The organism is Spirosoma endophyticum (assembly GCF_900112365.1).
Classification (GTDB): domain Bacteria; phylum Bacteroidota; class Bacteroidia; order Cytophagales; family Spirosomataceae; genus Spirosoma; species Spirosoma endophyticum.
This window is the reverse complement of record NZ_FOLQ01000002.1, coordinates 512,133-539,004: the sequence shown is the minus strand read 5'-3', so window position 1 is coordinate 539,004 and position 26,872 is coordinate 512,133. Positions and strand designations below refer to the sequence as shown.

Sequence of the window (26,872 nt, the reverse complement as noted above, 5' to 3'; positions counted from 1 at the left end):
CGGCTAACGGCTTTCCCGTTGCCTGCTGTGATCGACAATGCCTACGCCGAGCCGTATTTCGATCAGAATGGCCGTTTCTGGGTAAATCAGGCTGGTCATTTATACCGTTTTGAACCGACAACTGGCCGTTATAAGCCCACGCTGGCAACTACAAACGGCCGTGTCGATTCATTGATGCAGTTGCATGGGTTGCACGAAAAAGAGAAGGGACTGTTATTGATAACTACAGATCATGGCGTATTTCGTTTCGACGCCCGGTTAGACCAGTTTACGCGCTATACTCCCCTGCCTCAACCATCAATTCATAACCTACAACCTGACAATTTGCCTGACGGTCAGCCATTCTGGTGGATGGGTGGTGGGCCAACGGGGCTGGCTGCCTACGTACCAGCCACGAAACAGCCGATAAACTTCAGCCGCCTTCCCAACGATCGGTTTAGCTACAACGGTGGTGTTGCGATCAGTTTTTACCGGGATACGCAAACGGGTATTTTGTGGATTGGTACAAATCGTGGTCTGGAAAAGGTAGACCCCTACGCGATCAAATTCGGGCGTGAACTTTTAGCGCCAGCGACGGGTAATACCCAGAAAACGTTCGTGACGGTCGTGCGACAGGATCGGCGCGATGACAACCGCTACTGGCTCGCCGTGCGTGGAGCCGGTCTGTTTTGCTGGAATCGACTGACGGGCGAGCTTCAACCGATTTCAATGAATCAGGCTTCACACGGTGCTGCCTACGACGCGATCAGTGCGGTGCAGGATAACCGGGGGCGCGTTTGGGTTGGTATGCCGCAGGGAGTCGGGCGGTACGATCCTGCCACGGGCCAAACCGAATTCATTCACGACTTCCTGCCCAACCGCGAGCGACAGGCTATATCGGTTACGTATGCCGACCATCGGGGGCGTATCTGGCTTGGTTCCGAGCACGACGGGCTGTTCTACTATGACCCAGCTGCGGATCAAATTCGGCCCTGGCCGCTGCCTGTTCCGGCCGGTCTTGGCTTCGTGCGACGTATTCAGGAGGACAGCCGCGGACGTATCTGGGTATTAACGGGCCTGGGTTTGTATTGTCTCGATCCAACCCGTGGACAAACCCGTCATATTGTGTTGCATGGGGCACCGATACAGCCTACCGATCGGATACACAGCACGTTTTCTATTGATCGTGCCGATCATCTGTGGACGTCTGGTATTGGTTTCGTGGCCTGTGCCGACACGACTGGCCGCATTCAACACACCTACACGCTGACCAATGGCCTGCAAGCTGAACATATTTTCGGTATCACCGAAGATCGGTCTGGTCATATCTGGATGGCTACGGACGACCGGTTACACGAGCTTACGCCTAAAACTGGACAGTTTACGTATTACGACAAAGGCAGCGGATTGATCGAAAAAATGGTATTTATTCCGGGCGAACTCACGATGAATCGGCAAGGTGAACTTTTTATCGGCTATCCGGGGGGATTTAACTATGTACAGCCGAATGATTTACGCCGTAACAGGACACCGCCACCGGTGGTTATTACGGGGTTAAACGTAAATAACGTATCACGTCCACTAGGTGAACCCCTGGATCTCCAGCCGAGCGAAACTACCCTGACAATCGAGTTTGCCGCCCTTAATTTCAGTCAGCCAGAAAAGAACAGCTACGCTTATCAGTTGGTCGGTTTTGACAACGACTGGGTATCGTCTGATCATCGCACCGCTACGTATACAAATCTCGAACCGGGCCATTATACGTTTCGTGTGAAAGCAGCAAACAATGATGGCGTCTGGAACCAGACGGGCGCTACCCTGGACTTTCGTGTTGTGCCCTCTTACTGGCAAACAGGCTGGTTTCAGGTGTTGTGCATCGCACTTGTGGCGGCTGTCTTGTATGCCATTTACAGGTACCGGCAAGGGCAACGTCGGCGGCTTGAACGGATTCGCGACCGGATCGCGGCTGATCTGCACGACGATATGGGCTCAACGCTTAGCAGCATCCGTATCTTCAGCGACGTAGTGCAACAACAGATTGCGCCCGTTCGACCCGAGGCCGTGCCCGTCCTGCAACGTATCAGCACGAGCGCCACGACCCTATCGGAATCCATGCAGGACATAATCTGGACGATTCAGACGAAAAATGATAGCCTGGCGGACGTAGTGACTCGAATGCGCGAGTTCGGCTTGAAGATGGCCGAAGCGAAAACTATTCAGTTTCAGATGCAGGTGTCCGACTCGTTCGACAGCCTGCGCCTGAACGTCGAGCAGCGCCGGAATCTGTACCTGATTTTTAAGGAAAGTCTCAACAATGCCGTCAAGTACGCCGAAGCATCGCGGATCGAGGTTGGCCTGAACGTAACAGGCAAGCAGCTTCGATTAGTGATTCTGGACAACGGCCGTGGTTTTGATGCAGCAACCGTGCGAACCGGTAATGGTCTGCCCAATCTGCAAAAACGAGCGAAGGAAATCAAAGGGCAATTGACCCTAACGTCAGCCACGGAACAGGGGACAAAAATTGAGTTAACCATGAAGGTTTGAGGGCAAAACCATGATAGACACGATCAAAATTATTTATTACGAAGACAACCGCGACCTGCGCGAAGGCATTACGTACCTGTTTCAGGCGACGCCGGGGCTGGACCTGCTTGGTGCCTTCGGCGACTGTAGCAACATTCGCCACGAACTGCAAACGCTACGTCCCAATGTCGTGCTGATGGACATTGACCTACCCGGCCTGAGTGGTATCGACGCCGTGCCCATCGTGAAAGCGACCTCGCCCCAAACGCAGGTGCTCATGTTGACTGTGTTCGACAATGACGAGAAGATTTTTCAGGCCATTCGTAACGGCGCAAGCGGCTACCTGCTCAAACATACCCCCCCGTCGGAGATTGTAGCGGCTGTTTTCGACATTCATCGGGGTGGGTCACCCATGACGGCCAATATCGCTCGTAAAGTGCTTCAATTCTTCCAGTTACGACAAAAAGCCGTCCCGCAACCCGACCGGGAGGATTACAAACTATCGGGCCGTGAACTGGATATTATCAAGGGATTGGTAGCGGGTTACAGCTACAAACTCATCGCTGACGATCTGCACATCAGCATCGACACAGTCCGCTCACACATCCGCCACATTTACGACAAATTGCAGGTTAACTCCAAAACCGAAGCCATCCTGAAAGCCATGCGCGAGGGGTTGGTGTAGGGCATGCGAACGGAAGACGTGATCTGCCCCTTGTGTGCGCCATTACGTTGCTGGCCATGCCGTTTGTGATCAAACGAAAAATAGGTTAACAGCACGCTGGCAACGTAGTGAAATCAGCTGTATATTTTTCCTAAGAAATCCTCAATAGAGTGACTGGTAGTAGACACACACAACTGAAGGTCAATAATCCAATAACTTTCTACCAACCTGCGTGAAATAGGGTTACTTTAAAATCTTGGAAAAATTTGCGTAGTCATTTGGCTACACGTACATTTGTAGTCAAATGACTACGCAATGAATTTAAGACGAGACGTATTTCAAGCCATTGCTGACCCGACAAGACGGGCGATACTGCTCCTGCTTGCCTCACAAGCCATGACAGCCGGTGCCATAGCGGCCAACTTCGACACCGCCAGACCGACCGTTTCCAAACATCTGCAAATACTCACTAAGTGCGAATTGCTGGAACAGGAGCAAAACGGCCGGGAAATTTATTATCACATCAGCGCCAGGAAAATGAAAGAAGTGGCTGACTTTATCGAACCATTCCGCAACATGTGGGATGATCGATTCAATAAACTGGAAACCCTGATGAAGAACTACCAATCAGAGAAGTAGAACCGTATGGGACAAAAAACAAAAATTAGTGCTGAGGACGGCAGACAGGAATTAGTGATTACCAGGGAATTTGATTTGCCCCTGGAATTGCTGTTTAAAGCGCATGCAGAGCCCGACATTGTTGCACAATGGATGGGGACGAACGTACTGAAACTCGACAGCAAAAAGCATGGTAGTTGGCAGTATGAAACAACAGATGCTGCCGGAAACGTAGTATTTCGGGCCAATGGGGTGATCCACGAGTTTGTTCCGAATCACAAAATCACCCGAACATTTGAAATGGAGAGCACGCCCGGTTCGACGATCCAATTTGCCGTCCAGCTTGAATTTTTAGAATTCGAAAAACTTACTGACCACACCAGCAAACTCAGGATGCAAATTGTGTATAAATCCGTCGCCCTCAGAGACCAGATGCTACGATTACCCTTCGCTCAAGGCCTAAATATGGCCCACAACCGATTGCAGGACGTAGTTAGCAAATTAAACTAACGCTATTTGACAAGTTATCTGCTGGATTTCTACGCTTCGGCTTGCATCAGGTACTCTAACAAGTGGAGGAGTAAATTATCCAGTGTAAAAAAGGTTAATGACCAGTTCAGTAAAGCCACTATAAAACTATGAACGACATGAACAGTACTAAAAAAGAGTTGGCGCCAGAGCAACAGGAAGCATTACTCAGCGTATTGAAAACCCGTTTTGAGAAAAACATGAACCGCCATAAAGGGCTTGACTGGGCTAACGTGCAGGCAAAGCTGGAAGCTAATACCGGCAAACTATGGTCGCTCAACGCAATGGAACAAACGGGTGGTGAACCGGATGTTGTTGGCCATGATGAACAGACGGGTGACTACATTTTTTATGATTGCTCAGCGGAAAGTCCCAAAGGCCGCCGAAGTGCTTGTTATGACCGTGCAGCGCTGGAGGCAAGGAAAGAAAATAAACCGGCAGATACCGTTATGGATATGGCGGCTGCCATGGGCATTGAGCTTTTAACGGAAGAGCACTATCGGGAGCTGCAGAAACTTGGCAATTTCGATGCGAAAACGTCGAGCTGGCTCTTAACCCCGGCGGCTATCAGACAACTCGGCGGTGCCCTCTTTGGTGATTTCCGCTACGGCACGGTCTTCGTATATCACAACGGTGCCGACTCTTACTATGCAGCCAGGGGCTTCCGTGGCTCTTTACGTATCTAAATAGCACCCGAAAGCCCTGGCCCGCATAATTTATTCGCTCTTCAAACTCTTGACTGGGTTTAGTAAAGCGGCCTTGAATGCCTGATAACTAATTGTTAATAAGGTTATTAGCAAGGCCGCAATGAGCACTACTAAAAATACGCCAGCTCCAATACTTATTTTATACGTATAGCTTTCCAGCCATTTATTCATGGCGTACCAGGCAACAGGCGAAGCGACTAAACAGGAAATAATGACGAGTTGAACGAAATCTTTTGAGAGTAATGCCCACACATTGGCTACGCTGGCACCTAATACTTTGCGGATGCCAATTTCTTTGGTTCGTTGTTCGGCCATGAATGAGGCCAGTCCAAACAAGCCCAGGCACGAGATGAAAATGGCCAGTACCGAAACAATGGCCGAAAGATTACCAATGAGTTCTTCGTAGTAGAATTTTTTGTTATACTCCGTGTCAGCAAATTTGTAATCGAACGGAAAACCAGGATTGAATTTATCAAAAATTGGTCTAATTTTTTGGATGGCGACGGAGGGTGCTACCGCTGGATTGATCCGTACGTTGAGGAAAGCTGTCCAATTTTCGAACACGATTGTTAACGGGCGGATGGCCTGGTAAGGCGAATCCATGACGAGGTCGGGGACTACCCCAACAACGGTTCGATCTTTCCCGGCCCATCTTAGTTTCTCACCAACCGGGTGTTTCAACCCCATGCGTTTGACGGCCGATTCATTCACAAGTACACCCAACGAATCAGTGGTAAAGTCTCTGGAAAAATCTCGTCCTTCTTTAAGCCTGATGCCTATTGTTTTGATGTAGTCGTAATTGGTGGTAATAGTTGTGAAAACAGCCGATTTATCTTCAGGGGTTGACCCCTTCCATTCCCAGCCACTATTGCTGCTCCAAATTTGAGTAGGTGGTGAATTGGATTGACAAATAGATGATACGGCACCCGTAGCGAGTAATTCGGCCCGAAGGGCTTCGAAATGAGTGACTAAATGGCTGGAAGAATTTATAGAAATGAGGCCTTTGTTGGTAAAACCAGCCGGTCGGTTTTTGCCGTACTGTATCTGCTGATAAATGATGATCGTACCAATCATCAGCACAACGGAGAATGTAAATTGAACGACGACCAGGATTTTCCGAGGCAGCGACGCACTTTTTCCGACATGAACACCCCCTTTCAGGATCGTCACGGGATTGAATGACGACAAATAAAGCGCCGGATAACTGCCCGCTAATAAGCCGGTGAATAGCGTGAAGATGACTACAACACTCCAAAAAACGGGATTACCAAACTCGATGGTCATCGTTTTCTCGGTAAGCGTATTGAAATAAGGCAGCGAAGGCATGACAAGACCCAATGCCAGCAGTAAGGCCAAAGCAGCAATCAGGGTCGACTCACTCAAAAACTGTCCAATCAGTTGCTTGCGGCCTGAGCCAACGGCTTTCCGAACACCTACTTCCTTGGCTCGTTTTTCGCTACGTGCCGTGCTAAGATTCATGAAGTTGATACAGGCAATTACCAGAATAAAGGCCCCGAAAATGCCAAACAGGCGCACATATTTAATAAAACCACCCGTATTTTCACCTTCGGTAAACTCAGAATAGAGTCGCCATTTCGCCATGGGATGCAGAAATACTTCGGGCTTTATGCTTTTTCTTATGTTGGGATCGTTCGACAAATGCGTTAACACCATGTCTTTTATTTTCGCGTTGGTTTGCGCGGGGTCGATGCCCTCTTTAAGCTGTACGAAAGCTCCCCAGGAGTTGTTTCCCCAATTCGTTTTGTGGTATTTCACGACCCAGTCATAAATCTTTTCCTGTAACTGCCAGGGAAGTAGGTAATCAAATTGAAGCGTCGCATTAGTCGGTTGGCGGGCAACAACAGCCGTTACTTTTAAATCCGTTGTATTATCCAGTTTGAGGGTCTTACCGATAGGGTCCTGATTGCCGAAAAGAGCATGGGCCGTTTCATCCGTCAGTACAATCGAATACGGCTCCTTCAATGGGTTTTTATCCCCATTCAGGATAGTCAATGAAAACATATCGATGGCATCTTCGCCAATGTAAAGCCCGTATTTAAGGAATTTTTGAGCCCCAACGATCAGCGAACGATGACCATCTCCCCGGTCATACATGACTACCGCCTTAAAGTCAGGATAGTTAGCCTTCAATTCCTCGCCAATAGGAAACGGTAACGCATCCTGTGTTCCGCGATGACCATCGAAGGTTTGATGCATTTTTACTTCATAAATCGTTTCGTAGTTTTTATGGTGCTCGTTGGCCGATACTTCATCGTTAATCCAGATACCAATCAACATGGCCACGGCCATCCCAACAGCTAATCCGCCAATATTAATGGCTGAATAGGATTTGTTTTTGACTAGATTACGTACAGCGATTTTTAAATAATTGCGGATCATATCAGGATGGAGAAAGGATTTAGGAATGTCATTGAATTTAGAATGCCGAAGCTTGCCCATGCGAGCGGGCTCTCGTCGCCAGAGCCGGGGATGCAGCAGCAGAAGCAAATCCACTACGTATAACAGTCGGGCTTTGGCGTAACCACTACGCTGGCCTCGTTTGTCGAACAACTCATCCATATCGCCCTGAATCTCTTCCCGCAGGTGCGGAGCCGTGATTCGTTCCAGCAGACGTTGCGCCCACCGGGGTGGTTTGTGCTGGGGAAAAATTGATTTGCGGTTCATGCTACGCTCCCTCCAAAAGCCGCTTTTGGAATATCAGCCCACAGATTGTTACGTATCCGTCGGGATTCCTGCAACACCTCCTCCCCGGCAGCCGTTACGGTAAACAATCGTTTGCGTCGGCCTCCCCGCTCGGCAGTCGACTCGCCGAACCGCGAGTGTACCAGTCCCTTTTCTTCAAGTCGCTGCATCGTCCGGTGAACAGCTCCCAGGCTCATGGGTCGCTCCAACCGTTGGCCCAGCTCTTCCACGACGGCCACGCTATAGGCATCATCGTAGAGCAGCGCGATGGTCAGCAGAATGATCTCCTCAAATTCCCCTAATTGCGTGCCTTTCATAACTAAACGGGGTAGTAACCTGCGGTCTATGCCAGATAACCTGGATATATTCCTCTTTTGTATAGCAAATAGATTGCCAACTCCTCAAAAAGGCGTTTAAGCTGTGTAAGCCGGATTTTCAGCGAATAGATAGGCAGGTATTTGTCCATTTACGGACATATTCTGTACGATTCAGGACGATCAGGAAGAACGATACAGGAGGTTTCGTAAAGTCTATTTGAAGAATGCCCAGCAGCCTGAGATGACGAATGTCAAGGCAAAACTATCCTTAATCAATATGTCATTGGGCTGTTTTATAGCCTGGCACTGCTCTTGCAATATCGTCCGGGGTACTGAAAACGGTAATATCTGTGTAGGCTTCCCACACATCAGGCCGGGTGTATCCCCAGGCTACCGCTCCCGCGGCCGCAGTCGCTTCTCTGGCCGCTTCGATATCCCGGACTTCATCACCCACGCAGAGCGTTTCGGCTGGTGTAACACGACTCCTGTCCATCGCTTTTTTGAATTTATGCTGCTTGCCAAACAGCGACGTACCACAGCCGTAATACGTTATCAGAGATGCACTTTCAGCACCCAGTATCCGACGAATATTCTCCTCACTGTTCGAGCTGACAATAGCCAGCTTAATGCCCCGATCGGCTAACGTTTTCAGCAGTTTGGGGATACCGTCAAATAGCCGAATCTGATCGATATCTCTAGCCATTAAGCGAATAAAGGAGCGGGCAATAAGTGGGATTTTCCAGGCTGGCAGGTTGGCGCGTTTCATCATCTGCCGGGCGTCGAGCCCCCGCAATTGCTCAACGTCTTCGGTGTTGATTGTGGGGAAATTATACGTAGTGGCCAGGGTATTTATGGTCCTCAGAAAATACGGAAACGAGTCGGCCAATGTACCGTCGAAATCGAAAATAATCAGCTTGTAGTCCATGGTGTCGATGGGTTGCCTGTCGTCTATTTTCTTACGCAAAAATAAGCTATCAGCTTGTTCTTAATTTCCCCCGATACCGGCTCAGCGTTTCTCTGGTAATACCCAGATAACTAGCGATGTATGCAGCCGGCAACCAACCAACTTAGATCTCTCCAGCACGTAGCATTATTTAAAATAGCGGTCTGCGTAACGCAGGAAGGTTGGCCAGTTGGGTCCTGTTGTGTGCCCACCGCTGTGCTGTCGGAACGCAATGTCGCCATCAACCAGGGCGGTTTCGATAGGTGGAAACTCCAGGGTTCCCAGGTCTTTTTTACCCAGAAGTTTGTAGACCGGTCCGGCATAAGCGCCACCCAAAAACATACCTTTGGCATCGACCCAGTTGCCCTCCACTTTAGGCGACCCCGAGCTGATAAAGACCGGCCGTGGCGCACAAAGGGCTACCAACTCATGCGCATCGACGGGTAAATCATTCGGTGTCAATGGACCAGCATATTTAATAAAATTTCCCGCCATCCAATGGTATTCAGCCGAAGAGGCTACGTTCTCGACCTGCTCACCGAATTTACGGCGGTGAATTTTAACGCCACCTTCGCCCGACGAACCCACGAAAGCGATGGCTAAACGGGGCTCATACGCCATCGTCACGATAGTTGCTTTGCCATAACGAGACAATCCTTCGATACCTACTTTTTTGGCATTTACCGCTTTGTCGGTCTCAAAATAATCCATCGCCCGGCTGGCCCCCCAGGCCCAAGCTCGCAAGGCGCCCCAATCGTCGGGTTTGCGCGGTTGCCCTTTGTTAACCAGACCAATGATGCCTTTTGTCAATCCCGCACCATTATCTGCCTGATAACTGGTCGGATATAGAATCGCATAGCCCCAGCCTTTGGCTAACAGTTGCTGCTGCCAGGTAGGTTCAGGCCTGGCTGCTTGTGCAGCTGTACCCGACGTAGCGGTTGTTGGGGCTGGCATCCGGAAGCCGGGCGGAAACCGGAAGCCATAACTCATCATAACGGGTACGGCACTGGTCGCATTAGCGGGTGTAGAGAGCGTCAGCTCAATAGCCACGTCGATTGACGGATAGGCCGAATTGTCGACATGACCGACCAGATTTTTGGTAATAACCGGAAAATCGCCGTTCATTTCTTTCGTTTCGCTGATCACTTTCCAGGTTACCTTCGGTACGTTCTTTGGCACGCGTCCGTACATTTCCCGATCGAAATCTTCGACAATTTCAGGCCGTCGTTCATTCCACCACTGCCTGGCCGTGGTTACTTTCCTGCCATTTTTCAGCGTCAATGGGTCAGGCAAGCTAGTATAAGGTGTTGCCTGCGCTTCATCGACATTGGCCGCATTTGGCGCACTCGGATTTCCCGACGGACCGGGACGTAGCGAGGTAATATGCAATTGCTCCAGCATCCTGGCATGGTCGTCTGCCGATTGCTTTTGAATAACGGCCTGAGCCGCCATAAAAGCCTTTCTCGTCGAATCCTGATCCTGAGCGACAGCCGTCAGGCTAGCTATGACGTACATGATCAGGAGATAACCGGTCTTTTTCATATGGCAAACAGTTGATCGGTAAAGGGTGGCATTTATGTCGCCGGTACTACTAAATCGTCGGAGGCCCGTTAGAAACAAAGGTAGCCAATGACGAACATTCGTTTCAGCAGCGACGCATTAGCTCTAAAATGCATTTTCTTACCCCAATCTAATTATTAGTAGATTTATTTCTTAGGAAAGTCAACGTACATGCCACGTCAATTCGTCCTTACACATGGTTTATCGCTACCTTCCGTTTATCCTTATTTTTCTGACCTTGCCAGCTTATACCAGCCCCCTCATCTGCAAAAACAGGGGTCAACATCACCGTTAATCGTGGCGAAAAAACCGCTCTCTATTCCTGTCGTATTGAGTTCAGCGGGTTCGTCAGCGCGGCTCGTACCGTTTCATAGCTAACGACAACGGCTGTCAGCAGGAAAACCAGCAAGATGCCGACCAGGAAAACGAACGCGTCGATAGGTACCCGATACGTGAAATCTTCGAGCCACCGGTGCATCGTAAACCAGCCCAGCGGCAGGGCTATCATACAAGCCACGGCCAGCAACTTGAGAAAGGGTGTAAACAGCAGCCGGAGAATCTGGAGCAGGGAAGCCCCCATCACTTTGCGGATACCGATCTCTTTGGTACGTCGTTCGGCCAGATACGCCGACAGACCGAACAACCCCAGACAGGCAATCAGAATAGACAGGAGCGAAAACGCGTTGAACAGACCCGACATCCGGTTTTCACCTTCATACATCCGTCCAAACTCCTCGCTCATAAACCAGTGGTCGTAGCCAACACCGGGCAGCACCTGCTTCCACTTTTTCTCGACCTCTGCTATCTTTTCCTGAAACTTACCCGCTGGCAATTTCACGTACATAATCCGGTCTTCGGGATCAGGACGGGCGCTGATGGCCAAAGGAGAAATCGTATGATGGATCGACCGAAAGGGAAAATCACGGACAACGCCGATTACGGTTCCTTCCTTTTTCTGATTCGGTTGCTCATAAGGCCGCTTGATCGTCAGGCGCATACCCAGCACCCTGTCCAATGGCAACCCCAACGATTTAATCGCACTTTCGTTGAGTAAATAGGCGCTGGAATCGGCTGGATTATTTCTAATGAATTTTCGACCGGCGAGTAATTCCAGATTGAACGCCTGCGGAAGGTCGTAGTCACCGCGCATACCGGCCCATGCGTACGACTGATTGCCGAGTTGCGGGAACGTAACGTCGTGATCCAGCGAGCCAAAGTAATCCTGATTGGGCAAGTGATTCGCCATCGTGACAACTTCTATTTCAGGATCTTCCAGAATACGCTGCTTTAGGGATCGGTATTTATCCAGCGAAGCCATGCCCGACCACCGAATCGAAAGCAACTGATCGCCACTTCGGCTTAAGGTTGAGTCATGAATAAAATTCATCTGCTTCATCATGATACCGGTCGAGACAATCAACAGAATCGTGATGGTGTATTGCAACACAACCAGCCCTTTCCGAAGCCAGTCGGAACTACGGCTGGTGAATCGGTTATTTTTCAGCACACTGATGGGCAGCAGACCCGATAAATACAGCGCGGGGTAACTGCCCGACAGCAGACCAACCAGCAACGTAGTGCCCAACGTAACGCCGATCAGTTTTCCCTGCACCAGATGAGCCAGCGTAAAATGCTTGCCCGCAATGACGTTAAACAACGGCAACAGCACAATGACCAACACCAGCGCAACCAGTAGCGCCAGGAACGTAGTGATTAGGGATTCGCCCAGAAATTGTAAAACCAACTGAAGCCGGTTGCTCCCCAGCACCTTGCGTAGGCCAATTTCCTTCGCTCGCCGAACGGCACGGGCCGTTGCCAGATTCATGTAATTAATGCTGGCAATGATGATCACGAGCAGCGCGGTCGACGCAAAAATGTAGAGGTACTTTTTATCACCAATCCGGCTGTTGTTATAGCTGGATCGAAGCGCCTGATTGAAATGAACACCGCTTAATGGCATAATTGCTGGCTCGATCTGGCGTGTAGGATCTTTAGGGAGATTGGCCTGTACGACCTGATTAAACAATCGACTTATTTTCCCGACGTCGGCATTTGGCGTTGTGTGCAGATACGTCAGAAACCAACCATCCCCGGCTCCCCAATTCTCCAGCCAGTTTGTATTGTTGGCCGTCATCATCGAACGTAGCATGCCGGTACTTATCAGGTAGTCGGGCTGGATGTGCGAATTCGCCGGATAGTCCTCAAGTACACCCGTTACCGTCAGCGGAACGTACTTGTTATCGGTTGCATAGATATGGCTAATTTCCAGCGTTTTACCAACGGGATTCTGCTCTCCGAAAAACTGCCGGGCAATGGTTGCACTGAGTACAATCCCGTTGGGCTTCTTGAACACCGTTAGGGGATCACCATATACCAAGGGAAAATAAAAGACCGTATTAAAGTCGGGATTGACCCAAAACGCATTCTCCGATAGTAGAATTTTATCCGTTTTTCGGTCCCAGAACGAAGCCGGATAGCCCATCGAGATCAATTGCGTTCCGCCAATAATCTCCGGGAAACGGCGTTGAAGTGCTTCCTGCCAGGCACCCGCTGCGTAAGCTGACGTCCCTTCTTCGCCATTTACCTTCCGATGCGTCCCCAGTACATAGAGGTTATCGGAATCGGGGTGAAAACGATCAAAATCCTGTTCATCGATAATAAACAGATAGATAAGCGTTACGCTGGCCAGCCCAATGGCTAAACCCGTAATATTGAGCAGGGTAAACCCTTTCTGACGCCGGAAATTGCGCAGGACAATAGTGAGGTAGTTTCGTAACATGACAGGGATTTATTGGCGGAAAGAAGTAAACCTAAACCCATCGCGTACTACCTTGCAATTCATTTGCCGATCAAGTTTTTTCAAGTTATACCACTCTGATTTACAATGATTTCCAATTCGACCGATTTGCTCAGGTGCAAAAAGCTGATTGAACAAAAACTCGACTGGGGAATGAGCGAATCCTGGACAAGTGTCGATTTCGATAATCTCCAGCAACGTATTCTGGAAGAGACAGGGGTTTCACTGAGTGCCAGTACGTTACGCCGGATCTGGGGCCGGGTCGACTACCAGCATTTGCCCAGCAATACGACCTTGAACACACTGGCGCAATTTGCGGGCTACCCGGATTGGCGAACGTTCAGCAAGCCACAGGTACGTAGTGATTTGCCACCTAATTTTGTTGAGCGTTTACCTGCGAAACCCATTAAATTATCCATCAACTGGCTGAAAATTAGTGGGATAGCGGGCATTGTTATCGCCATTGTCGTGATCGGTATTGTTGCATTTGACCAGAAGCAGCCTCAACTAAACGTAAACCAGTATAGTTTTAGCAGCAAACCGCTGACCCGCGGCATTCCTAACTCGGTCATTTTTACCTATAATGCTACAGCCTCCCCTACCGACTCGGTTTACATTCAACAATCGTGGGACCCGCGCTTACGAACCCTGGTGGATAAAAATGGGCAAACGTATACGTCTATTTATTATGAACCAGGCTATTATCGGGCTAAACTGATCATCGGCAAACAGGTTGTTCAGGAGCACTCCCTGCTGATTCCGACCAATGGCTGGCTTGGCACTATTGACTCGAAACCGATACCTGTTTACCTCAAGCCATCTGAGTTCATCGGGCCGGACATGATGCGGCTACCCGTTGCCGAAATTCAGCAGAAAAATGTGCTATTACAGCCTCAGGTCCCTCTGATTAAGTACTGCAATGTCGGCAATTTCGACCCCGTTCCCTTAACCGATTTCTCGTTTAGCTGTGACCTGAAAAATGAATATGGCGAGGGCGCGGCTGCCTGCCAGCAAACCTGGATCGAACTGATAACTGACGGAATGCCCATTTCGATACCACTTTCCACGAAGGGTTGTGTATCGGAGCTTATGCTTCTCAATGGGGCCACTATGATTTCCGGAAAAAAGGCTGATTTGTCCAGGTTTGGCGTTGATTTCTCCAACTGGATAAACGTATCCTGCAAAAGTGATGGGCAAAAACTGGCTTATCGCATCAATGGTGAATTAGCCTATGAAGCGCCCCTCCCCAAAAAGAAAATTAATATCGTGGGCATTGCCTACGGCTTTAGGGGGACGGGCGCCGTGAGAAATATCAATCTACAAAAGAACGATACGTTAGTATTCCAGTCTTTTTAATGCATTGCTCATACGTCTATCCTACCGCCCAATGACAAGCCTTGTTTGAGCCGGTGAACTCTCCGCATCCAGGAGTTGAATGCTAAGTGGCCCATCCTTACGTAGCGTTCTGTCAATGGCCACCGTGATGGCATGAACACCTGGCGAAAAATCGGCCACGACGCCCCGATCGGTGAGTTTGAGTAACTTTGTGCCTGCCCAGGCGCTTAAACCGGCCGTTGAGTTGATGACCAGATTTACATTCCCTTTGCTGACCACTTCAATCTCGAACCGAACGAAGCTATATCGCTTGTCTGCATTCGCGTCAATAATCGGCAATTCGTCCAGGGGCAGGTCGCCGGACACTTTGCTATATTCGGGTTGCCAGGGCACCTTTGCGTTATCCTTAGCGACGTAGCCTGGCCCCTCAGTTCCGATTCTTCGAGTCAGTTCCTTGTTGCCCGAAGCGACCGTCCAGCGACGTACAAACCGGGTTGTAGGCACGCGAAATTTCCCCGATTCGCCTAGTTTCGACAGGAAACCGATCAGGTTACTAAACTCCTCTTTATCTAAACTGGCCGTTAATCCGGGGGGCATCAGCGAACCGGGCACTTTTTCAATGACGTTGATCTGACTTTTGGGAATGGAAACCTCCATCCCGCCAACATCACGCAGTACAATGTCGGACGTGCCGTTACTGACCAGGTAACCCATTAATTCGCTACCATCTTTTTTCGCGACACGCTGAAGTTCGAACCCCTCTTTGATGGACAGATTTGGATAGAGAACGGACCGGATGATGGTTTCGGCTGGTGAACTCGTTCCAAGGCTACTCAAATCGGGGCCGATACGTCCGCCAGCTCCGCCAATAGCGTGGCACGTGAGGCAAGCAAGGGTGCTTCTTCGAAACAGGCGTTCTCCTTTAACCGGATCGGCGGTTTCTTTGATTGTTTTCGCCAGGCTGCTGATCTCCTGATCCGTCAGTTCCTGAGGCATTTTTTCCGGAAGCAGAACGCCACCGGACGCTTCCAGCGCCTGTGTCAGTAGCTTGGCGTCTTCCCCGTTACGTCGATTGTAGGGTACGTTGCGCTGCACGATCTGCCGACCTTCTTTAGCCCTGTTTTCCGGTATTTTTTTGACGGCCAGCTCGTCGGCAAGCGCCCGTGTCCCCTGCTTGTTGGCTAAAAATGCCTGAAACAGTTCCGATACGTTGGTTTGGGGCGGTAGAGTCCGCAGGAGATCACCCCCGATTTTGGCTGCTCCAGCCACATTTACGGCCACCAGCTGGGAAGCTGCTGCTAATCGCAGATCAGCTGGATTTTTCGCACCCGTCATGTCAATCAGGGACTTTTGGGCCTGATCGGTATGCAACGTAGCGAGTGCGCCTAAGGCCGCTTTTCGCTTACTCTTATCCTCTTTTTGAGCCAGGCTGACCAACGTTCCGTTCTGTTCGTTCAGTCCCCATAAACCAATTAGCCGGATAGCGTTTGTGGCGATAGCGTCGTCTTCACTATCAATAAAACGCGTAATCCGACCAAGATCGCCACCCGGTTTCACCCCTCGTCGGGCGGCTTCTTCCAGTGCATTCAACTGACTGGCCAACTGCTTCGCTGACTTAGAGTTCTCCTGAATGGCTTTGTCAAAAATGATCGTCAAATCGGCGGCACTTCCGAATTTACTCACCGAACCCAGTACGTCTTTCTGGTATTCTTCGGGAACCTGATCCTGTTGATACAACTGAGCCAGCCGGGAAACCGCCGTTGGATTACTCACTGACTTCAGCGCAAAAACGGTTTTATTCGAATTGCCCAGAAAGTTGGGTTCGGCCTTTAGCCGCGCCATCCAGAACGGTTCCAGCTCACGAACGGTCTGCCACAGGGCATAATCCAGAAACTCATCCATCGGATTTTCCAACACAGTCAACGCCATTCGGGCAGCCTCGGCCGTTTTTACTTTCCGCAGCGCAATCACGGCTTCCATACGCACCTGAGGGTGCTTGTCGGCCACCGCCTTTGTAAGCAGAGCTGGTACGTTGGTAAGCTTGGGATACCATAAGTCAAGCGCCCGCAACGCAGCGGCCCGGGCTTTGTGATTTTCGGCGTTCAAAAGTTGCAGGAGAAGCGGTTCATTCACTACCTCAAGCGTTTGATAGACCCAGAGCGCTTCCAGCAAATGGTGTTCGTAGTCAGCCTCCTTTTTATCCAGATTCTGCACCCATTTCTGAAGTACCGGTATCACCTCGTTGGCGCCACGGGCTTTCAGCATCTGTTTAGCCTGCGTACGGGTCCAGGCCTCGGGCACCTTCAGAGCTTCCAGAAGTTCGCTGACACTGGCTTTACTTAATTGCGGCTTTTTAACCAACGGCCGGTTTTTGGCAACAATCCGCCAGATACGACCATGCTCATGATCCCGGCGTGGATCATGAAAATCGACTTCCCCATGCTGAATGATGGGGTTGTACCAGTCGGCGACATAAATAGCGCCATCCGGCCCGACGGAAATATCGACGGGACGAAACGCGACATGATCGGTCCACAATAAGTCTTCGGCCTGTTTGGATGCATAGCCGCTCCCCTGTTCTTCCAGCTTGAACCGATTGATCCGATTGGCCCGAAAATCGTTGGTAATGACACTCCCCTGCCAGGATTCGGGCAGATGCCGACCCGACACTACGTCCAGCCCGCTGTGTTTGGGTTGCCCCGGATTCAATCCCCGGAGAATTCGGGCGGCACCCGGCGAGTTGAGAAACGTAGCACCCGGAAATGCGTAATTAATCCCTTCAAAACCGGCACCATCGGTCAGGAACGATTGCCCCCAGCGATCGAATTGTAACCCCCACGGATTGGTCAATCCTTTGGCGTAAATATCCAGTTCGAGCTTTTTAGGATTTAACTGCCAGACACCGCCCCCTTCCAGCCGTTTGATACCGGCGGGCGTTTCAACGTGGCTGTATGTGTAGATGGCTTGGTTAAAGTAAAGCAATCCTTCGGGGCCCCAGCGAAAGGTATGAATGAGGTGGTGGGTATCGGCGGTGCCAAAACCGTTTAATATCCGACGCTTTTTATCGGCCTTACCATCGCCATCCGTGTCGGCGAAATGCAGGATTTCGGTGGAATTTGCTACGTATACCCCGCCATCACCCGGCAGGATGCCGGTGGGCGTTATCAGGCCTTCGGCAAAAATGGTCGATTTATCGGCCTTACCATCGCCGTCGGTATCTTCCAGCACAAAAATCTTGTCGTTTGCCTGCTCGCCTGTCTTCAGGTGCGGATAGGCCGTACTGCTCACCACCCACAGCCGACCGTCGGCATCCCAGTTCATCTGGATGGGTTTGGCCACCAGTGGTTCAGCCGCAAACAGGGTTACTTCGAATCCATCCGCGACTTTAAAGGACGCCAGTTCACGCTTCACATCTGGATCAGGATCGTCTTTTGCGTTATCCTGATTGACCGAGGACGTAATAAGCAGGATGACAGGGATAATGATCAGTCTACGAAGGAACTTCAGCGGCCAGCTCGTTTTCATGACGTTCATGTTACTTCAGAAGGGTAAGTTGGTATACTCTTGAGACGGGCGTGCGGTTTACGGCAATCTGCCCTTCCAGCCATTTTATAAGGATACTTTGCTCTTCAAGCCCCTTCACATGCCGGCCTTGCTCATGGGCGCGCATGCCCAGAATGTAGGTCGTATTCATCGGTCGATATTGAAAGAAAAACAACTCATTCTTTTTCAAAATCATCTGACGCACCTCATGAACCTGCTCGAAAGAGGGCCCTTGCCTGATTTCGACGCCCTCCTCCCACTGTTTTGCCGATGCGGTGATCACCTCCGAATTGTCGGCTGTGAGTCGGTAAAATCCTTTTTTCAAACCGCTTATTTTAACGATCTGCCCAGGAATTGTTCGTCCGAATTCTTCTATAGGCAACGGGAGCGGGAGATAGCGTTCATGGATCGTGAATTTCAGGCTGGCCGAATTCGCTGCGGAATCCAGCATTTTGGCCGGGGCTGCTGCCTCCACGGTGGCTTTGGAAACCGTTATCGCAACCGGCTCGGTTCGTGGCGGTAATCCCAGTCCTTTTTCCAGGATGGTGGTCAGGTAATAATAACCCGTTTCATTCAGGTGAATGCCGTTTTCCGTTAATGCTCCTTTCCGGTTGATTTCCTGTATCGGTTTGAAGATATCAATATAGGGTGTACTACGTTCCGTAGCCGTTTTTGCTATCGTGGCCGCATACCGTTCCAGCATGGCATTCCGTTTTGTCAGGCTTTCGGCAGAATCGGCGGACAGGATCGGAATGGGTGACAACAGAATGGCTTTTGCCCCAAGCTGGTCAATTTTGTCGAGCAATTTCGTTAATCCTTCTTTGAAAGCAGGAAGACCGGCCTCTCCTTCCTGCGCTTCGATGCCCCCATACGCCAGAAAAACAACGGTTGGCTTGGCTTTCGTGAGGTGTTCCATGAGCAGTTCATAGGGGGTGGGCGGATTCGTAATGCTGCCCCGTGCCACGCCAAAAACATTATCGCCGGTCCAGCCCAGGTTGCGATACGTAACATCCCGGTCGGGCCAGCGGGTTGTCAGGGCCAGTTCCAGATAACCGTACTGAAAATCATTTTCGAACAGTGAATTTCCCAGAAAAACCACCCGATCTCCATTCTTAAGAACAAAGGAAGAAGTAGGTGATTCGGCAACAGATTGAGGCTTCGTCTGCGCAACTGCCAATCCGTAAGGAAGACAAAGAAATGCGAATAAACTATAAATTAGGACTACTACGGTACGCTGTCTCATGCTGGTACTTTTCCCAAATCAAAACTCACTACCTGAAGGGTATACCAGAGAAAGTTTCCACAAAACCTGATTTACTCAATCCTGTTCGAAAGCAGGCAATTGGACCATTCCAAACTAAGTACCTGACCGAATCAGCCTGTGACAGGTATGGCTTACCTACTCAAAGGCAAAGAAGTATTTCGGGGGTTGATCAATCACCCAGAAAGGCAACCAAAAGGGCATGAATTACGAAACAATTCATGCCCTTTTGGTTGCCTTCCAATCAAGTATTCCAACACTTAAATTCTTTGAAACCGAGCTTTTTAATCGATGATTATTAACCCTTAAGGCTTGACGAATCCTTACAGATTTAGCTTAAAAAATGCTACTTACTTAAGGGAATAAGCTTTTACGGTGTTATGGAAAAAGGTAGGAACGAACAGCATCTGGGTAGTTGAATCATAACCAATGTCAGCTGTGTTGATTTTCTCTTTTGTGCTATCCATTTTCAGTTCGGTAGTACCATCGGCTTTGATGTACCAGATCTTCCCGCCCCATTCGGTCACAATGTATTTCTTGTTTCCCAAAGCTACGATACCGTCAATACCGCCAGACACTTTGGCGATCGTGTTCAGTTTCTTCGTGGCGATGTCCATAGAAAGCAGGGAGCCATCGCCGTTTCCGATCAATAATTGATCATTTTCAACAAAAAGACCATTGGTACCCTTCAGCGGATCACCGCCTAAAACAAGGCTGGTTTTCCCGCCGGTTAAGGCCCAGACTTTGCTGTCATTCGAATCGGTAATATAAATAACTCCTTTTTTGGTATCGACAGCGATATCATTCAGGAATTTCGCGCCTTCGATCGGGTACCGGTTGAGTATCTTTCCGGTAGCCAGTGCGATTTCCGCGACCTGAGTCATTTCGGTGACATACAGTTTGTCGCCCAGAATACCCATCCCTTTCGTCGAATTAAGGTTTTCGGTGAATTTTAACTTAATCACCTTACCATCCTGCCCAACTTTGGCGATAAAACTACCTTTGTTTTCTAAGGCCGGGCCTCCATTGATACAGGCTACGTATATAACTTTTTTGCCCGGCTCAACGAGCACACATTCGGGTGTACGTAGTGTTGTATCGGATTCCCAAACTGGTTTTAAATCGATTGTTTGTGCCTTGACAGAAGGGAGTAGACTGACTAAAAAACTAAATAATGCGACGGAGACTGATTTTCCCATTGGTTGGAAGGTTTAGACGTATGAATGAAAAGCAGACCCTTAATACGGGTCTGTAATACCCGGCCAATGTAAATAATTTCCGTCAATTATTCTCTGCTATCCTTACTGCCGGGTTTATGTCCCGGCAATAAGTTTTGGTCGACCCAATCGTTTTACAAACAGGTCCGCTGACGCCCTACAGCCATGAGAAATTTCGCTACGTTTCTCCTGTAGCTAAAGTCAACAACCAGCGTGATTGTACAGGTAAACCAAGTCAGACGTATAAGCGAAATCGGTAGCTTGCACTCATGAACCCAATCCAGGAACTCCAGAACCAGCTTCCCCGACACGGCATCGACTTTCTCGCCGAAACTGATTGTGACCGTATTCTGGCAGCCTATGCAGCCCTCTGCGATACCTACGTTGCCTGTCCCTATAAGCCCGAGACCCTACTTACACAGGCAAGGGGCCGGGCGGGGCAGGCCAATGTTCATATCGTTGGGGTGGGCGCGGTGTCCTATGGGCAAACGCCTTTTGAAGCGAAACTAAAGGCAATTGTGAGCTTTCTGGATCGTGGCTATTTCAAGATAACCAGCGATTTAGCCGTCGTACGGCTCTTGTAACCAAACACTTAGGGCCTAATTCCTAGATACAATCCTGGCTAAAGCGTTGGCATTAACATACTATATCGCTCCCTACGCTTTGGCTTTTAAGGAGCAAGCAAGTTATAGTTTCTTGTTGAACTCCTGGTTATCTCTGGTATTTTTCTGTACCGCAATGGCACCGAATAACGCCAGTAAAAACGCGAAAGCATAAAACCCTTTTTCACTGGGCAGCAGGGTCGCATTCCATAAACCAATCGTCAAAAGTGAAATAGACAGGATGGTTGAAAACCAACAGATACCGTAATAAATATCCGTTACGGGCAAGCCCTCCAATCGGTCTCTAACACTTTTTTGAACGGACACTACGGCGAATATGCCGAACATCAGGACGGTAAAGTAGAATCCTTTTTCATTTAAAAGCATGTCGGATCGCCAAAGCCCGATTAAGAAGCCGAACATACCGGTGCCAAGAGCAAGCCAGGAAGCGCCAACAAAGGCGGCTGATGTTTTCTGATTCATTGTAACTATTTTCTATTTTTTGGTTTAGAGGAAGGGGTATTTTTTCGGTGCATAGCATCGTCGATACAAAAGTAGCTACGTGATGTTTGAGCGCTTAGTGGGAATTTTCAATCGGCTACTTTGAGCCAACAGCAGGGTACATTAAAGCGACAATTGGTAGTTGGCTGTAGCAACTGGAACAAATAACGGGTCATGGGCTGTAATGGCTTTTACTACTTATCAAAATTTACACTACCCAATAGCCTGAAATAGACTTCATTCCGTATTAAGGAAAAGATATTTTTTCTTCGGAATGAATAAAACGCCCTTAATAGAGCAATTGGCGATAGACGGCGGTGAAAAGGCCGTTACAACTACGTTCCCCTGGCCGATCTACGATGAACAGGATGTGGAGGCCGTAGCCCACATCGTGCGCAGCGGCCAATGGGGAAATCCCGATTGTGCCGGGGCCGTAGCCGATTTTGAGCAGCAGTTTGCTAAGTATTGTGGCACTAAATACGCCATAAGCTGCGTAAACGGATCTGTATCGCTCCGATTGGCCTTAATTGCGTGTGGCGTACGGCCCGGCGATGAAGTCATTGTCCCCCCCTATACCTTTATTGCCACCGCGTCTGTCGTGTTGGAGGTTAACTGCGTCCCTGTTTTTATCGATATAGATCCTGATACGTACAACCTTGATCCAAAAGCCATTGAAGCCGCCATTACCGAACGGACCAAAGTGATTATTCCCGTTCATTTTGCCGGGTTAGCCTGCGATATGGACGCCATTCTGGACATTGCCCATCGGTATAATTTGCGGGTGATTGAAGATGCCGCCCATGCCCACGGAGCCGAATACAAAGGCCAGAAACTCGGCTCCATCGGCGACGCAGGTAGTTTCAGTTTTCAGTCGTCAAAGAACCTGACGTCGGGCGAAGGCGGCATGGTCATTACCAACGACGATGCGCTTTACCAGATCATGAATTCACTACGTAATGTAGGACGACTTCCCGAAGGGCAATGGTACGACCATTTCAATCCGGGCTGTAATTATCGCATTACCCAGTTGCAGGCCGTTTTGCTCAGTGAACAGTTGAAACGGCTCAACGAACAAACCCGAATTCGAAATGAAAATGGCCTGTATTTAGATAGCTTACTGAGTGAACTGGACGGCATTACGCCCCTTAGCCGGGGACACGTTACTATTCGCCACGCCTACCATCTGTATATTTTCAGGTACGACCCAACGAAGTTCAATCAACTGCCGAAGCAGGCCTTTGTAGCCATGTTGGCGGCAGAGGGCCTCCCCTGCTCAGCAGGCTATCCGCACCCGCTTTACCGACAACCCGTTTTTCAGCAAAAAAACTGGATGTGTTACGCCATTCCCGACGCTGTCGATTATTCGCAGGTGTACTGCCCCGTAGCCGAACGGGCCTGCGCCGACGAAGCCGTGTGGATATTCCAGCAGGCCATGCTGGGTACCCGCCGCGATATAGAGTCCTTTGCCGACGCCATCCGTAAAGTTCAGCAAGCAGTCAATAAATAGGCCGTACTACGTTCTTTTCCTTATCTTTTATGAACCCTTGTCGTATCGTAACCTGCCTTTGTCTATTTCTTGTCCTGAGTTCAGCGAGGTTCATTCCACTAGCCGCCCAGCCGATTAATCTTCAGCGGGCGGTTATGCTTGTATCCCCTTCGGTACCTATGCCCATGCGGCAAACGGCCCCGCAACTATTGAGCGAAGAAATCGCCAAACGGACAGGCATCACGTTGAATAACGTAGCAAACTGGCCTCATAATAAGCCTATTACCATCGCATTTGTCCTATCAAGCGATAAAGAATTGCTTGGCGTTTCGATTCCGGTTAAGGTCGAGAAGGATAGACCAGACGTGAAGCCGGAGGGCTTTCGGGTTCTCAGCGAGGTCAATGCAAAAGGCAGTACGCTCTGGATTATTGGCGCCGACGCGCGAGGCATTCTGTTTGGCACGGGGTGGCTCCTGCGTAATCTCAACATGGCTACCAAACAGCTTGAGATACCTGCGCCAATCGACGTAGCATCAGCACCGGCTTACCCCATTCGGGGCCATCAATTGGGTTACCGGACAACGGCCAATTCGTATGATGCGTGGACGGTGGCCCAGTTTGACCAGTATTTTCGGGAGTTAGCTATTTTTGGTACCAATGCCATTGAAGGCATTCCCTTCCACGAGGAGGAAAAACCGAGTCCGCATTTCAAGATTCCAGCGCCGGAGATGCGGATCAAAATGAGCGAAATCTGCCAGAAATATGACCTCGATTACTGGGTCTGGACCCCCGCTACGTTTGCGCTCACGGACGTAGCAAAGCGAAAAGCCGAACTCGATCTACACGAATCTTTTTATAAAGCCTGTCCCCGGCTCGATCATATTTTCGTACCGGGTGGCGATCCAGGGGATAATCATCCGAAAGAGGTGATGCCCTTCCTGAAAGACCTGCACACGCTGTTGATCAAATACCATCCGAAGGCCAAAATCTGGCTTTCACTGCAAGGTTTCAGTGTAGAACAGATCGATTTTTTCTATGACTATCTGGCTCAGAATAAGCCCGATTGGCTGGCAGGTGTTGTGCATGGACCAAGCAGTCCACCCCTGGCCGAAACCCGCTACCGGCTACCCAAACAGTACCAGATTCGGCAGTACCCCGACATTACGCACAACGTTCGCTGCGAATTTCCCGTCGAGCGGTGGGATCAGGCCTACGCGCTGACACTGGGCCGTGAAGCGCCAAACCCCCGCCCTTATTTCTACGCGAAAGCACAGGCCGTTGCAGCTCCTTTTACGGACGGATTTGTGTCCTACTCGGACGGGTGTCACGATGATGTCAACAAGGTGGTCTGGAGTATGCGCGGCTGGGGCCCGGACATGAGTATCCACGAGATCCTGAAAGAATACGGTCGCTTTTTCTTCGGCCCAACATTGGATGAAGCCACGGCCGATGGCATCGCAGCGCTGGAACAAAACTGGCAGGGGCCGCTCGCCGAAAATGGCGGTGTAGAAACCACGTTTGCCTACTGGAAAAAGCTGGAGACCAACAATCCGGGGCTACACACCAACTGGCGCTGGCAGCTTTTTCTGCTACGTGCCTATTATGATACGTATACGCGCCGACGCCAACTTTATGAACAGGGGCTGGAAAAGAAAGCGAATGCGTTACTGGCTCGTGCCGATGTAAAAAACCAGGGAACGGTTATGACGCAGGCGCTTGATGTGATAAATCAGGCCGACAAAAAACCGGCCTCGCCCGAGCTACGCAGTAAAATAGAGACACTTTGTGCTGATTTATTTGCTTCGATCGGCTTACAAACCAGCGTACCAAAATACAAGGCAAAGGGGTATGAGCGGGGGTGTTTGCTGGACTTTGTGGATTATCCGCTCAACAACCGCTGGTGGCTGGCCGACGAAATAACAAAAGTTAAATCACTGAAAACCAAAGAGGAGCAACTGGCCCGACTGAAGAAAATTGGTGTCTGGGAAACGCCCGGCAAGGGAAGTTTTTACGATGATGTGTCGAGCGTAAGCAAAGGGCCGCGCGTGAAAACCATCTCCGACGACGCCACGGATATTGCCTGGTGGAAAGATGGGTTCAGTCGGGCCCGGTTGTCGTCGCAAACGTTTCAGCGGAGCCCGGCGCTCGACTATGATAACCTTGATCCGGGTGCCCGCTACGTTATTCGGGTGGTGGGTTTTGGCGAAGCATTGCTGCGGGTGGATGGCAAACGGCTGGAACCGATCCAGTATAATCGGGAAGCCGATACAGTTAAAGAGTGGATTGTTCCCTTAGTCGCTACGCAGGATGGACGTATCAGCGTTACGTTTGACCAGCCGGAAGAATCGCATCTGAACTGGCGGCAAAATTCCCGAATTTCAGACATCTGGCTGCTGAAAGAAACGTCGAAAGATCAGTAAGACTTATTTCCCGGCCAGATACCGATGGCGATATTCGAGGGGCGTACATCCTTTTATCAGCTTGAATTGACGGGCAATATTTTTCGTATCGTTCAGACCCAGATCCATCGCTATTTCGAAAACAGCCTGATCGGTTTCCAGCAGTTTTTTCGAGAATTTTTCAATACGTAGGTTCTGGATGTATTTATAGATCGGGTACCCGATCACCTGCTGAAACCGCATTTCCAGCGACCGTCTCGACAACGGTACCTGCTTCACGACCTCATCGACCTGAAGGTTTTTATCGATGTTCTGGTGAATATATTTCAGCGACGACGCAATGTATTCGTCGTGGGTTGCGTAAATGTCGGTCGACTGACGGGTAATGACCTGCGTGGGCTCAACGATAATGTCATAAATATCGGTTATCTCCTTGCGAATCAGCCGATCAAGCAGCTGAGCAGCATCGTACCCCCCTTTCTCGGCATCCTGCATAATGCTGGAAAGCGGAGGGTCTGAAAGTTCACAGAGCATTTCGTCATTATCGACGCCCAGCACCGCTACTTCTTCGGGAATCCGAATGCCCGAATGCCGACAGGTTTCGGTTATATGTTGCCCCATCCGATCGTCGCAGGTCAGAATGGCAATGGGCTTGGGCAACGATAACAGCCACTTACTCAACGAACTGGGTTTATAATGCCATAGATCACTTGAACTGTACTCTTCATGTTCAAAATAATGCACCGAACACCCGGATTTGGACACCCGCTCGTCGAAACCTTCGGCCCGTTCCCTTGACCAGACAATGTGTTTGAATCCGTAAAAAGCGAAATGGCGGAAGCCTTTCCGCAGGAAATAATCAGCAGCTAAAGCGCCCGTTGCCCGGTGCGCACCGGTTATGTTCGGAATCTCGACAAAACGCTCTTTGAAGTCCTGCGCAATGACCGGAATGCCCGCCTGAACGATCTTCTCTACGCTGCTATCGTTGTAGAGCTGCCCGATAATGCCATCGGCTTCCCAATCGCGGGCCCAGTTCAGGATACCATCGACGCCCAGGGTTTCCCGGTGAAAAAGGGGCATCTGGCAAAACACCCAGGGACCATGTTCGCGGGCGTATTTGGAAATCCCTTTCAACAGATTCCGGCTGTAGTCCTCGGAGAAATCAATCAGTAGAATGATCTTGTGCATG

Annotated in this window: 20 protein-coding genes; 9 read left to right on the top strand and 11 right to left on the bottom strand. The window is 49.9% G+C overall.

Annotated elements, in window-relative coordinates:
* The first annotated feature begins 27 nt into the window (after positions 1-27).
* The 5 genes from BM202_RS07230 to BM202_RS07210 all read left to right on the top strand — a co-directional run bounded on the left by BM202_RS07230 (position 28) and on the right by BM202_RS07210 (position 4,998).
* Positions 28-2,523, top strand: coding sequence for a ligand-binding sensor domain-containing protein (locus BM202_RS07230; RefSeq protein ID WP_245776593.1), 2,496 nt, complete (start codon positions 28-30; stop codon positions 2,521-2,523).
* Between the two features lie 10 nt (positions 2,524-2,533).
* On the top strand, positions 2,534-3,187 hold the full coding sequence (locus tag BM202_RS07225; RefSeq protein ID WP_245776553.1) for a response regulator: 654 nt from the start codon (positions 2,534-2,536) through the stop codon (positions 3,185-3,187).
* A 294-nt stretch (positions 3,188-3,481) separates the two neighbouring features.
* Complete coding sequence (locus BM202_RS07220) at positions 3,482-3,805, top strand: ArsR/SmtB family transcription factor (RefSeq protein ID WP_093824448.1); 324 nt, start codon at positions 3,482-3,484, stop codon at positions 3,803-3,805.
* A gap of 6 nt (positions 3,806-3,811) precedes the next feature.
* Complete coding sequence (locus BM202_RS07215) at positions 3,812-4,294, top strand: SRPBCC family protein (RefSeq protein ID WP_093824447.1); 483 nt, start codon at positions 3,812-3,814, stop codon at positions 4,292-4,294.
* 137 nt (positions 4,295-4,431) lie between these two features.
* A complete protein-coding gene (locus tag BM202_RS07210) occupies positions 4,432-4,998 on the top strand; it encodes a DUF4256 domain-containing protein (protein ID WP_093825169.1) in 567 nt (188 codons plus the stop codon).
* 30 nt (positions 4,999-5,028) lie between these two features.
* Here the strand turns inward: BM202_RS07210 and BM202_RS07205 are convergent, their stop codons facing one another.
* The 6 genes from BM202_RS07205 to BM202_RS07185 all read right to left on the bottom strand — a co-directional run bounded on the left by BM202_RS07205 (position 5,029) and on the right by BM202_RS07185 (position 13,321).
* Positions 5,029-7,704 (bottom strand): ABC transporter permease, encoded by a 2,676-nt coding sequence (locus BM202_RS07205; RefSeq protein WP_218160524.1) that lies wholly within the window; start codon positions 7,702-7,704, stop codon positions 5,029-5,031.
* A complete protein-coding gene (locus BM202_RS07200) occupies positions 7,701-8,039 on the bottom strand; it encodes a PadR family transcriptional regulator (RefSeq protein ID WP_093824445.1) in 339 nt (112 codons plus the stop codon). The genes BM202_RS07205 and BM202_RS07200 overlap by 4 nt, the downstream gene beginning before the upstream one ends.
* Positions 8,040-8,319: 280 nt before the next feature.
* Entirely contained in the window at positions 8,320-8,964 is a 645-nt protein-coding gene (locus tag BM202_RS07195) for an HAD-IA family hydrolase (protein ID WP_093824443.1), read from the bottom strand.
* Positions 8,965-9,013: 49 nt separating this feature from the next.
* Positions 9,014-9,097 carry a hypothetical protein gene (locus BM202_RS39030; RefSeq protein WP_143100670.1) on the bottom strand — a complete coding sequence of 28 codons (84 nt, stop codon included), beginning with the start codon at positions 9,095-9,097 and terminating at the stop codon, positions 9,014-9,016.
* Between the two features lie 32 nt (positions 9,098-9,129).
* On the bottom strand, positions 9,130-10,524 hold the full coding sequence (locus BM202_RS07190) for a glucuronyl esterase domain-containing protein (RefSeq protein WP_093824441.1): 1,395 nt from the start codon (positions 10,522-10,524) through the stop codon (positions 9,130-9,132).
* Positions 10,525-10,858: 334 nt separating this feature from the next.
* Positions 10,859-13,321, bottom strand: coding sequence for an ABC transporter permease (locus BM202_RS07185; RefSeq protein WP_093824439.1), 2,463 nt, complete (start codon positions 13,319-13,321; stop codon positions 10,859-10,861).
* Between the two features lie 105 nt (positions 13,322-13,426).
* Between BM202_RS07185 and BM202_RS07180 the strand changes: the two genes are divergently transcribed.
* On the top strand, positions 13,427-14,695 hold the full coding sequence (locus tag BM202_RS07180) for a hypothetical protein (protein WP_093824438.1): 1,269 nt from the start codon (positions 13,427-13,429) through the stop codon (positions 14,693-14,695).
* A 21-nt stretch (positions 14,696-14,716) separates the two neighbouring features.
* Here BM202_RS07180 and BM202_RS07175 read toward each other — a convergent pair whose 3' ends face one another.
* From BM202_RS07175 to BM202_RS07165, 3 genes are all read right to left on the bottom strand, one after another.
* Positions 14,717-18,199: a PVC-type heme-binding CxxCH protein gene (locus BM202_RS07175; RefSeq protein WP_245776552.1), complete on the bottom strand. Its 3,483-nt coding sequence runs from the start codon at positions 18,197-18,199 to the stop codon at positions 14,717-14,719.
* Between the two features lie 10 nt (positions 18,200-18,209).
* Positions 18,210-19,460 (bottom strand): SGNH/GDSL hydrolase family protein, encoded by a 1,251-nt coding sequence (locus BM202_RS07170; protein WP_093824434.1) that lies wholly within the window; start codon positions 19,458-19,460, stop codon positions 18,210-18,212.
* 368 nt (positions 19,461-19,828) lie between these two features.
* Positions 19,829-20,677, bottom strand: coding sequence for an NHL repeat-containing protein (locus BM202_RS07165; protein WP_093824432.1), 849 nt, complete (start codon positions 20,675-20,677; stop codon positions 19,829-19,831).
* 287 nt (positions 20,678-20,964) lie between these two features.
* Between BM202_RS07165 and BM202_RS07160 the strand changes: the two genes are divergently transcribed.
* Positions 20,965-21,279, top strand: coding sequence for a hypothetical protein (locus BM202_RS07160; protein ID WP_093824431.1), 315 nt, complete (start codon positions 20,965-20,967; stop codon positions 21,277-21,279).
* Between the two features lie 102 nt (positions 21,280-21,381).
* Here BM202_RS07160 and yiaA read toward each other — a convergent pair whose 3' ends face one another.
* Positions 21,382-21,780 (bottom strand): inner membrane protein YiaA, encoded by a 399-nt coding sequence (yiaA, locus tag BM202_RS07155; RefSeq protein ID WP_093824429.1) that lies wholly within the window; start codon positions 21,778-21,780, stop codon positions 21,382-21,384.
* A 292-nt stretch (positions 21,781-22,072) separates the two neighbouring features.
* Here yiaA and BM202_RS07150 point away from each other — a divergent pair, with 292 nt between their 5' ends.
* Complete coding sequence (locus BM202_RS07150) at positions 22,073-23,305, top strand: DegT/DnrJ/EryC1/StrS family aminotransferase (protein WP_093824427.1); 1,233 nt, start codon at positions 22,073-22,075, stop codon at positions 23,303-23,305.
* Between the two features lie 29 nt (positions 23,306-23,334).
* The gene (locus BM202_RS07145) at positions 23,335-25,704 is read left to right on the top strand and encodes a hypothetical protein (protein WP_093824425.1); all 2,370 of its coding nucleotides are present in this window, start codon (positions 23,335-23,337) and stop codon (positions 25,702-25,704) included.
* A gap of 3 nt (positions 25,705-25,707) precedes the next feature.
* Here the strand turns inward: BM202_RS07145 and BM202_RS07140 are convergent, their stop codons facing one another.
* Positions 25,708-26,871, bottom strand: a complete 1,164-nt coding sequence (locus BM202_RS07140; RefSeq protein WP_093825166.1) for an AraC family transcriptional regulator — start codon at positions 26,869-26,871, stop codon at positions 25,708-25,710.
* Position 26,872 lies beyond the last annotated feature (1 nt).

What these genes read in the sequence shown, in the direction of transcription:
- BM202_RS07140 (WP_093825166.1), bottom strand. Translation starts at nt 26,871, where the DNA reads ATGCACAAGATCATTCTACTGATTGATTTCTCCGAGGACTACAGCCGG.
- BM202_RS07170 (WP_093824434.1), bottom strand. Translation starts at nt 19,460, where the DNA reads ATGAGACAGCGTACCGTAGTAGTCCTAATTTATAGTTTATTCGCATTT.
- BM202_RS07150 (WP_093824427.1), top strand. Translation starts at nt 22,073, where the DNA reads ATGAATAAAACGCCCTTAATAGAGCAATTGGCGATAGACGGCGGTGAA.
- BM202_RS07210 (WP_093825169.1), top strand. Translation starts at nt 4,432, where the DNA reads ATGAACAGTACTAAAAAAGAGTTGGCGCCAGAGCAACAGGAAGCATTA.
- BM202_RS07205 (WP_218160524.1), bottom strand. Translation starts at nt 7,704, where the DNA reads ATGAACCGCAAATCAATTTTTCCCCAGCACAAACCACCCCGGTGGGCG.
- BM202_RS07185 (WP_093824439.1), bottom strand. Translation starts at nt 13,321, where the DNA reads ATGTTACGAAACTACCTCACTATTGTCCTGCGCAATTTCCGGCGTCAG.
- BM202_RS07160 (WP_093824431.1), top strand. Translation starts at nt 20,965, where the DNA reads ATGAACCCAATCCAGGAACTCCAGAACCAGCTTCCCCGACACGGCATC.
- BM202_RS07215 (WP_093824447.1), top strand. Translation starts at nt 3,812, where the DNA reads ATGGGACAAAAAACAAAAATTAGTGCTGAGGACGGCAGACAGGAATTA.
- BM202_RS07145 (WP_093824425.1), top strand. Translation starts at nt 23,335, where the DNA reads ATGAACCCTTGTCGTATCGTAACCTGCCTTTGTCTATTTCTTGTCCTG.
- BM202_RS07175 (WP_245776552.1), bottom strand. Translation starts at nt 18,199, where the DNA reads ATGAAAACGAGCTGGCCGCTGAAGTTCCTTCGTAGACTGATCATTATC.
- BM202_RS07180 (WP_093824438.1), top strand. Translation starts at nt 13,427, where the DNA reads ATGATTTCCAATTCGACCGATTTGCTCAGGTGCAAAAAGCTGATTGAA.
- BM202_RS07225 (WP_245776553.1), top strand. Translation starts at nt 2,534, where the DNA reads ATGATAGACACGATCAAAATTATTTATTACGAAGACAACCGCGACCTG.
- BM202_RS07220 (WP_093824448.1), top strand. Translation starts at nt 3,482, where the DNA reads ATGAATTTAAGACGAGACGTATTTCAAGCCATTGCTGACCCGACAAGA.
- BM202_RS07165 (WP_093824432.1), bottom strand. Translation starts at nt 20,677, where the DNA reads ATGGGAAAATCAGTCTCCGTCGCATTATTTAGTTTTTTAGTCAGTCTA.
- BM202_RS07200 (WP_093824445.1), bottom strand. Translation starts at nt 8,039, where the DNA reads ATGAAAGGCACGCAATTAGGGGAATTTGAGGAGATCATTCTGCTGACC.
- BM202_RS07190 (WP_093824441.1), bottom strand. Translation starts at nt 10,524, where the DNA reads ATGAAAAAGACCGGTTATCTCCTGATCATGTACGTCATAGCTAGCCTG.
- BM202_RS07195 (WP_093824443.1), bottom strand. Translation starts at nt 8,964, where the DNA reads ATGGACTACAAGCTGATTATTTTCGATTTCGACGGTACATTGGCCGAC.
- yiaA (WP_093824429.1), bottom strand. Translation starts at nt 21,780, where the DNA reads ATGAATCAGAAAACATCAGCCGCCTTTGTTGGCGCTTCCTGGCTTGCT.